Here is a 9,355-nt window from a genome sequence, read left to right as displayed (position 1 = left end):
ATTCCCCATCCACCCTGTACCACCGGTACCATAACTATACCCAACATTCATTGAAGCGCTTTGCGTGTGGTTTTCTGTGCTCTGCGTATTTTGCGCACTTTTAAAGATGATATCTTTACCTGCTTCCATGGTGATATTCCCGCTCTGTTCATCATTGCTTTGCATCGGGTTTGTACCGGCAATAATATCGGCTCCAACACCATGGATGCTGCCTTTGTGGGCTTGCATATTAACAGCGCGTCCTGCTTCTATGCTATCTGTTACCGCTGTAGAGGTCTGAACAGAGGCTTCTGCCTTCTCTGTCTTAAAGCCCACGGTTACGCTAGCAGAAACATCAGCAATATCACGAATAGACTGTTTGTTTCCACTCTTCATCTCATTATAAAGACCTTTGCCTTTGCTATAGAGATCATAGCCTTTTAGACCAGCAATAAGACCATTGCCGATTTTGTGTTTTGTATCCCCATGACCAAAACGTTTGACTGCATCCCTTACATCTTGTACAGCACCAAGAATGCCCACATTGACAGAGCCTGTCACACCAGCAAAAGACTTTTCATGTGTCTCTTTGCCGTTAGAGGTATCATAGCTTTCTGATAGGGTGATATTATTGCCGGCATCCATGTTGACATCACGATCCGCCGAAACAATGGCTGCTTGTAAATTCACATCATTGTCAGCAGTAATCTGCACATCTTGGCGTGCCGTGATGTGTGATTGTGTGGAAGTGGTTTCCCATTGATCGCCCGTATCTTTGGCGCTTGCAATTCCAACACCTACAGAAGCACCGCTGTTGCTCTTTTCAAACTGAAACCCAAAGCCTTCCCGTTCTTCTACAGAGTTTGACTTATGGCTATTATGACCAACAAGCACATTGACATCACGAGCTGCCGAAAGGTTAATATTCTCACCTGCAAGGTCAGAGCCAACAATTGTCACATCTTTTTTCTTGGCAGTGATGTTGATCGTACCATCCGCATTGAGAGAAGAACCTTGATGCTCAAAACTCTCTTCATTTTCTGTCTTTCCCTCACTCCCGTATATCGACACAAAGCCCTTACCTGATCCCACACCAAAACCTGTTTCATGGGTCTCTGAATGGCTTTTATGGTGATCTGTCATGCCATCAATCGTCACATTTTCTCCGCTCACATTGATATCTTGACCGGAAAGCAGATGAGAAGCCGTGATTGTGGTCTCTTTATCTGATTGTGTGATAATGTTGCCCGTCGCCCCAAGGATAGAGGAGACCGTTGTGGTATGCGATTGAGATGTATCGGACGATTCCTCATGCAAAAAGCCACTTGAAGACGATTGTGCTTGCTGATCCAAGTGTTCTTGGGCGCCTTTGATAGTAATCTTTCCCCCAGAGTGAATGGTAATATCCGCTTGTTTCTGTTCTCCTGGTGCTTTCTCTCCTGACGTTTCCTCTGCCTTACCGGCTATGAGCGTCGAGGCGACAACTTCCGTGTTATTTCCGGAATCAATGGCAATGCCTTCACCCCCTGTTATGCTTGACCCCACAACTTGGCGCACATCCATCTTGTTATGCTCAGATTTGCTGCTACTAAATGCTCCACCCTCTTTATGGTACGACATCTCATAATGTAAGCTATTCTCTGCATTATTGATCAGGACATCGTTGCTGGCTTTCAGCCCTACCTTGCCATCAGCCGCAATGGAACTACCTGTGATGCTAAGATCATGCGATTTGCCATCCTGCCCTGCAATGACAGTGGTGTCACCTCCCGATTTTATCGAAGAGCCAACGGCATGAGAGGCTTGCATATCCACTTTCGTGTTTTTAGTGCGAAGATGATACTCCATCTCATCTTCTCTTACCCCTATTGTTATCTCCCCTTGGGCGCCAAGAGCAACATTGCCCTTGGCATCTATATCGGAAGCAGCAATATGGATATCACCACCCGATAGAACAGTGGTCTCTTTTCCAGAACTTAAATGAGAGCCATTGTGTAAAGCAACATGAGATGTTTCACTCCCACTCTGATTGTCCATGCTGTTGCGTGTGGCATCAATCGAAACATTCCTCTCAGCCTGCAAGAGGAGTTTATCCGTTGCTTGAACATCAGAGCCTAAAATATTCAAATCTTGTCCAGAGATAAGTGGGCTTGATGTACTTTGAAAAATATTTATTTAAAACAAATGTGTGAATACACAACAACAAGTGTATTCCGTTTAGGGCGTTCTGTTTTGTATGAGGAGTGTGATCACATAAAAAGAATGCAATAAACAAAAACGTAAGACAATGCATCATCTTTATTTTCATTATTTAAAAGATATTGCTCTAAATGCTTTTGAAAATCGTAAAGCTAAATTAAAAGAAGATGGTAAAGTTGGAAACTAGTTTTTCTCTTTGTAACTTTATATTCTTCCCCAATGAAACTGTATTTCCCAAAGCTTACTCCAACAGATATACGTAATACGCTTGCTCTAATCTGGCATATGCAGAATAAAGTTAGTCACTGGTTATGATCTTTTCCTATTTCTGAGATTAATTGAATACTTTTCCTTATGCGTAAAATGATAGCCGTGATATAAGATTTTATGTAATAAGTAGTTATAAAATCCATATATACCACCAATTAGCCCTCTATAATATAAAACTTTTTTCTTTAAAGTCTTATAGCACAAAATGATACAAGTAAAAATAGAAGGGATTAAGAGATATAGAATAGAGAGCTAATAAAATAAAGGCCTCGTTAAACGAGGCCTTAGTATTTTTTGTGCTGATAATTTCATTTTTACGAAATTAGAATTTGTAAGCGACACCTACACGGAAGTCATTGGTTTTGTAGTTGAATTCACGTGTATCGTTGGCGAATTTCTTTTTACCAAAATCGGAGTAACGGTATTCAGCACGTAAAAGAACGTTGTCTGTCATTGCAAAGTCAACTCCACCACCAATAGTGAAACCAAGCATTGTCTTCGTGTCATCAGCCCAAGTGCCACCAGTCAAATCTATGGCTTGCTTAGCCCCTGCCTCTGGCACTTTTCCATCCCCGTCAGCTTTCTGCTCAACTTTAGCTCTCTCTCCTTTTCCTGCAACGGATTGAATGCCCTGCACCTGCGCATAGGCAATACCACCAGCAACATAAGGCATAATACGGTCAACAGCAGCAAAACCGATACGGACACGTGTCGCACCAGACCATTTTTCTTTGTAACTGTGCGTTTCTGTTACCTTGTCACCGTTTTCAAACCGTTGCTGACCTTTTAATTCAACCTTAGCTTTTTCAAGGGCATCATTAAAATTTGCTGCATCTTTTTCAGTAAGAGTCAATTCACGGGCTTTTTTTGATTCTTCACGGTCTGCCCAAACTGCATCGGTTTCAACACCGAGAACGAGACCATTTCCGAGGTCTACGTTAGATCCGGCATAAATGCCACCCATGAAACCAGAAGGACTAGGTGTGTTATCTTTTTTGAAAAGTTCTTTGTCTGCTCCTGGAATAGTTACTTTAGTTTTACTCGAAAAGTTGCCAACTTGACCACCAAGATAAAAACCTGTCCAAGAAAACGAAGGGGCTGCTGCAATAACTGCTGGGGCTGTTTCACGAGGGATGATAACATCAGCAGCTTGTGCTGCAGAAGCTGAAATTAAAGCGGCAATAGAAGTTGCTATTAAAGATTTTGTATTCATAATTTTGCTCCTAAATTAACTATCAAACGACCTTACAAGATTACAGATAGAAAAGCTGTAGTAAAAATATCACAATCATACAAATAAAACCCCAGAAAACAGCGGTTTTTTAAAAGTCAATATCTTTTGGAAATTTAATTTTTTATTAATACTTTTTATTCATAATTGCACTTTTGATGAAATTAGAACTTGTAAGCGATACTTATACGAAAGTCATTGCTTTTGTAGACTAGTTTAAGATAATCCTTTTTAAATTCCTTCTTAGCAAAGTCTAAGTAACAGTATTCCGCACGAAGCAGAATATGATCTGTCATCGCGAAATCTATACCACCACCAAGGATAAAACCCTCCATCGTTTTTGTTTTATCAAATACTGTAGCAGAAACTCTTTACTTGGCTTACCCATTTTCCCAACTTTTTTGTTCCTGAAACTTTACCAACACCTTGTATTTGCGCATAAGCAATACCACCAGCTACATAAGGCATAATGCTGTCAGCGACAGAAAAACCAACACGAACCCGTGTTGCACCAGACCATTTTCTTTGAAACCAATGCGATACACTGCTGTGTCACCCTTTTGAAACTTTTCATTTTCATCCAATGTGACACCAGCATCTTTAAATTTATCATTAAAATCATCAATCACAAGAATCTTTGAGACCGTCTTCGTCTCTCCTCGGTCTGCCCAGACTGCATCGGTTTCAACACCTAGAATGAGAACATTTCCAAGATCTACGTTGGAACCTAAATAAATACCACCGATGAAACCGGAAGGCATAGGTAGTGCATCTTTATCTAAAGTTTTTTCTTTTGTCTCAAAATCAAATACATAAACTTTGACTTGAAAAGTTGCCAACTTAACTACCAAGATAAAAACCTGTCTAAGAACACGAAAGAGCTGTGATAACTGTTGGAGCTGTTTTACGAGGAATGACAATATCAGCAGCTTGTGCCGCAGAAGCTGTAGTCATAGCGATAACAAAAGTTGTTACTAAAGATTTTATATTCGTAAACTTTGCTCCTCATTTATTTACGAGCACAGTATTATACGACTACAAAAAAAACGCTGTAGTAAAATGATACAATCATAGGAAACGAAAGCTGACGCAAGATAAAGTCATTTCATAACTTCACGTTTCATAAGAATTTTCATAAGAAATTGTAAGTTACAAGTATGTGTAAATTATTGATTTTATGGAATAATTGTTATCTGTCATTTATAAAAATCTTTTTAAGAAAATCTAAATAATATCTTTTACTCCCCTAATAAATATAGGGTATGTGATAATATAACAACAGAAAAGAATAGAGGCCCTGTCTTTGACAGAGCCTCTTGAAAGTTTATTTCGTTGTTTACGAAATTAGAATTTGTAAGCAACACCTACACGGAAATCATTGGTTTTGTAAGCGAATTTATCCCCGTCCTTTACAAATGCTTTTTTACCAAAGTCTGAGTAACGATATTCTGCACGCAATAGAACATTGTCTGTCATTGCAAAGTCAATACCACCACCTACAGTGAAGCCAACCATTGTTTTCGTTTCATCAAACACTTTAGCAGAAGCGATTTCGGCACCTTCAGCTGTCGCTGCCTTAAGAAAATCAACCACTTGCAGCTGCGTATAAGCAATACCACCAGCAACATAAGGCATAATGCGATCAACGGCTGCAAAACCAACACGAACGCGTGTTGCACCAGACCATTTTTCTTTTATAGAGGTGCCCTCTACACGTTTGTCAGTCGCCACGATACCAGCAATAGTTTTTCCTGTAGCAGGTGTAGCTTTCGCTACTGTAAGCTTATCTTTGAAACTGTCAAGGCCTGCTTCCCCAATGACTGCTGAATGCGCTTTTGAATCTTCGCGGTCAGCCCAGACTGCATCGGTTTCAACACCTAGAATGAGGCCATTTCCAAGATCTACGTTAGAACCTACATAAATACCACCCATAAAACCGGAAGGCTTAGGTGTCCAGTCTTTATCTGTAATTTTCTTTTTTGTTTCTGAATCAACTACATCAACTTTACCTGAAAAGTTACCAACTTGACCACCGATATAAAAGCCTGTCCAAGAAAATGAAGGGGCTGAGATAACTGCTGGGGCTGTTTCACGAGGGATGATAACATCAGCAGCTTGTGCTGCAGAAGCTGCTGCTATAGCGATAACAGAAGTTGTTACTAAAGATTTTATATTCATAAACTTTGCTCCTAATTTATTTATGAGCACAGTGCTACAAGATTACAGAAAGAAAAGCTGTAGTAAAAATGATACAGTCACAGAAAATGGAGGGCACATCCCAGACAAAATCGCTTCATAGCTTGATTTTGTACGAGAAACCTAAAGATATATATATATATATAACTTATTGATTTTTAAATGTAATTCTTGTTTATTGTCTATGATTTTTTTAAGAAAACCTGAATAATATCTTTTCACATCCACAATAAATTATGTCTTGTGTGATAATATGGCAACAGAAAATAACAGAGGCTCTGTCAAAGACAGAGCCTCTGTTATTTAACTTATCATCTGTTAAAATTTGTAAGCAACACCAACACGGAAATCATTGGTTTTGTAAGAAGTCTCATATTTATCATTTGAGAATTTCTTTTTCCCAAAATCTGAGTAACGATATTCCGCACGTACAATAATATTATTGGTCATTGCTAAATCAACACCAGCACCCAGAGTGTAACCAACAAGGGTCTTTGTTTCATCAGACAAGGTACCAGAAGCTATTACTTTGTCTGAATCTTTGCCTGTTATTGAAATCAATGCAGTATCTTGAAGCTGGGTATAAGCGATACCACCAGCAACATAAGGCATAATGCGTTCAGCTGCAAAACCAATACGTACACGTGTCGCACCAGCCCACTTTTCTTTAAAAGTGAAACTGTGGGTTCGTTTAGCACCAGGTTCAAGCGCATCTTTACCAATATTAATTCCAGATTCTGTTAATATCTTCTTAATATAATTTATGTGATTTGGAAGAATAACATATGTGTTTCCTGTCTTCGTGTCATCTTTATTAGACCACATGATATCTGTATCAACACCTAGAATAAGGCCATTACCAAGATCAACGTTGGAACCTGCATAAAGACCACCCATGAAACCAGATAGTTTAGGCAAAAGGTCATCAGGCACTGGAATCTTTTTTCCATTACTGAGAATATCCATTTTCGTTTTACCCGAAAAACCACCAATCTGGCCCCCAACATAAAAACCTGTCCAAGAAAAAGTTGGAGCAACAATAACGGGAGCAACAGGTGTTGGACTTGGGGGAACAATAACATCTGCTGCTTGTGCTGCTGAAGCTGAAACAAAAGCGAAAGCAGAAGCTGTTATTAACCATTTCATATTCATATTTTCTCTCCATAGCTGAATATTTATTTGAACACACCATTTCATATAGAGCCCCATCTTCAGATATCTGTAGCAAAAATGATACACTTATAAAAAAAACAAAAAACCAATCAAAGTACCCTTAATTGCTTGATCTGTAATAAATGAGAATAAAACTATGCCCATGCACAAATGATCTCTTTTTCTCACATTTGCTCTCCTTTATAAATTTTGTAAAAAAAAAACTGCGTCACAGTACCCCCGTGTAAAGCGTGTGCTATTGGAATGAAAATATAATATATTGATTTATAATGAAAAAATATCTTTTATATTAATTCGTCTGCAATATTGAAAATGCTCTTATCTTAAGCCTTTTTATATTAAAGAAACCAAAACCATCCCCCTGCACCTCACAAACAAGCAAGTGTGTGAATAAATAAAACTATTTAAAAGCTAAAATGCCTCCTATTAATACTCTCAATATTGAATAGTGAAGACCGTTACAATATTGAGGGCAGCTAAATCTAACTGTTCCATTTAAATTCATACAAACAACGTTTTTAGCTTCATCCTTCGCATAACCAAATGTGAATAGCACTTTGATTATTTTTTCATCATTGTAAAGAACGCTTGTAGCGCACATGAACAAGATCTCCACTACCCTATGGACTGCAACAAGATTACATGCAATTTCATCACGCTTGCTCTTTGTTTTTATTTAGGCATTTATTCCTTTTTGACATATTTACCATTTTTTTCTTCTCTCAACCTTATAGTAAAGTCTTTTTCAGAGATTCAGCCTTATTTGTAGGCTATCATTTCATACTCCTTTACAAGACGAAATTGAAAAAAATACCTAAAGACAGACAACCGGTATGATAAACATTAAAACTTATATAGAAATCTCCTTAAAGCTGAAAAAATGAGAAATCTTTCTGAAAGTTTTCAACCCACCCCTTGCTTTAAAAATCATGAATTTGGCAGAAAAAATATCCCTCTTTTTCAACTTCAAAGCATATATTATACTTCTTGATGTTGTTTTTTCACTTTTTAAAAACTCATTGGACCTCGTGCAAATAGGTTTGGCCGTCCTTTTTTCCCTGGTCTTCTTTTAGGATAATGATCTCTTTTTTTACCAGAATGTAACACAGGTACTAACTTAGCTGCTGTTATGCTTTCACTGTTATTTGTGCAAGAAAGTTCTATCTGAAAAACTTCAGATAATAACTTGCGAAGCTGTTCACCAGTAAAAAAACCTATTGGAGGAACAGCCGAAGATGCTCTCTGTATAAGGTTTTGAGACGCTAAAAAACTTGCACCTTGAGCCATAGAGATTGAAGCAAAAGTAGCAAAAGCTGTAATAAAATATTTTATGTTCATAAATTTAACCTCATCAAATATTCATAATGGATTTTATCTAGTGCCTTCATTGCAAATTTCCAGAAAAAATAGCATGTTTATAGATAAAAAGTGAGAATCCTTAAAAATAAAGCTTTGGAGCATTTTAATTTTAAAATAAAAGAAAATTGCCCTGCTCTGCCAACATAGAAATTACTTATTGAGTAATAAATAAAGGCACGAAGTATCGTCTGAAAATAATAAACTATACGAACTTCATATAATATACTGATTTATAATGATAATATAGCGTTATCCATATTGACTGAGAATCCTAAATACCATAAGATTCTCTCATTCCAAATCTTTTTCATGTTGAATCAATCAAAACCATTTGTTTGCACGTTACAAGTTGAGAGAGCTGTGTGGATAAAAAACACTAAAAAAAGACTAAAAATGCCTCTTATGAACCGTCTCAAGTGCTAAGGACTTACACAACATTGGGAATTGGTACAGTTGTGTGGATGGTAGCGGCTTGTTACTCCATAAGCATAAAGATGGTAGTGTTCAATAGATTTTATATTGGTATTGGAAGCTTTATTGTTATATCTTTTATGAGCGCCACCGTAAAATGAACTTGGGTGTCGGTTTCTTTACAAAAAGCACATGAATTAGCAACACAAATATATTCCGTTTAGGGCGTTCTGTTTTACACGAAGAACGTAAATCCATTAAAAACATGAGGCAATGCGTAATCTCTATTATTTAACAGACATTGCTTTAAATACTTTTGAAAGTCGTAAAGCAGAATTAAAAATGATGGTAAAGATGAGATTTGGTTTTTACATTTACACATTCATATTCTCCCCCAATTAGGCTGTATACCGGTTTCAGAGATTTAAGTCTTCCAACCTACCGTATGTTTCCAGCCTCTCCTCAAAATTGCTTTGTTTCAAATAAAAGCTGTTACAAAAATAAAAAATATGAATTCGCAAAAGTACCTTTATTGCC

Annotated in this window: 6 protein-coding genes and 2 pseudogenes; 1 reads left to right on the top strand and 7 read right to left on the bottom strand. The window is 37.6% G+C overall.

All coding sequences use genetic code 11. The annotated features are described in order from the left end of the window. The 7 genes and pseudogenes from ACFIKX_RS04800 to ACFIKX_RS04770 form a co-directional block, all read right to left on the bottom strand. Positions 1–2,133, bottom strand: a pseudogene (locus tag ACFIKX_RS04800) (hemagglutinin repeat-containing protein); the annotation flags it as partial. 637 nt (positions 2,134–2,770) lie between these two features. Further along, positions 2,771–3,661: an outer membrane protein gene (locus ACFIKX_RS04795; protein WP_375661219.1), complete on the bottom strand. Its 891-nt coding sequence runs from the start codon at positions 3,659–3,661 to the stop codon at positions 2,771–2,773. A gap of 182 nt (positions 3,662–3,843) precedes the next feature. Next, positions 3,844–3,975, bottom strand: coding sequence for a hypothetical protein (locus tag ACFIKX_RS04790; protein WP_375661221.1), 132 nt, complete (start codon positions 3,973–3,975; stop codon positions 3,844–3,846). Positions 3,976–4,134: 159 nt separating this feature from the next. Continuing rightward, positions 4,135–4,530 (bottom strand): porin, encoded by a 396-nt coding sequence (locus ACFIKX_RS04785; RefSeq protein WP_375636653.1) that lies wholly within the window; start codon positions 4,528–4,530, stop codon positions 4,135–4,137. 493 nt (positions 4,531–5,023) lie between these two features. Beyond that, positions 5,024–5,857: a porin gene (locus ACFIKX_RS04780; RefSeq protein ID WP_375636655.1), complete on the bottom strand. Its 834-nt coding sequence runs from the start codon at positions 5,855–5,857 to the stop codon at positions 5,024–5,026. A gap of 336 nt (positions 5,858–6,193) precedes the next feature. After that, a complete protein-coding gene (locus tag ACFIKX_RS04775) occupies positions 6,194–7,027 on the bottom strand; it encodes an outer membrane protein (RefSeq protein WP_375640235.1) in 834 nt (277 codons plus the stop codon). Between the two features lie 1,029 nt (positions 7,028–8,056). Next, positions 8,057–8,386, bottom strand: a complete 330-nt coding sequence (locus ACFIKX_RS04770; RefSeq protein WP_375611785.1) for a hypothetical protein — start codon at positions 8,384–8,386, stop codon at positions 8,057–8,059. Positions 8,387–8,800: 414 nt separating this feature from the next. Between ACFIKX_RS04770 and ACFIKX_RS04765 the strand changes: the two are divergent. Then, positions 8,801–9,243, top strand: a pseudogene (locus tag ACFIKX_RS04765) (integrase); the annotation flags it as partial. Positions 9,244–9,355: the final 112 nt, after the last annotated feature.

Source organism: Bartonella sp. CM86QHHN (genome assembly GCF_042194695.1).
Taxonomy (GTDB): domain Bacteria; phylum Pseudomonadota; class Alphaproteobacteria; order Rhizobiales; family Rhizobiaceae; genus Bartonella.
This window is presented reverse-complemented; position numbering and strand designations above follow the sequence as displayed.

Bases quoted from the DNA above. Each gene is read 5' to 3' on its own strand.
- ACFIKX_RS04795 (WP_375661219.1), bottom strand. From the start codon at position 3,661: ATGAATACAAAATCTTTAATAGCAACTTCTATTGCCGCTTTAATTTCA.
- ACFIKX_RS04775 (WP_375640235.1), bottom strand. From the start codon at position 7,027: ATGAATATGAAATGGTTAATAACAGCTTCTGCTTTCGCTTTTGTTTCA.
- ACFIKX_RS04790 (WP_375661221.1), bottom strand. From the start codon at position 3,975: ATGACAGATCATATTCTGCTTCGTGCGGAATACTGTTACTTAGACTTT.
- ACFIKX_RS04780 (WP_375636655.1), bottom strand. From the start codon at position 5,857: ATGAATATAAAATCTTTAGTAACAACTTCTGTTATCGCTATAGCAGCA.
- ACFIKX_RS04770 (WP_375611785.1), bottom strand. From the start codon at position 8,386: ATGAACATAAAATATTTTATTACAGCTTTTGCTACTTTTGCTTCAATC.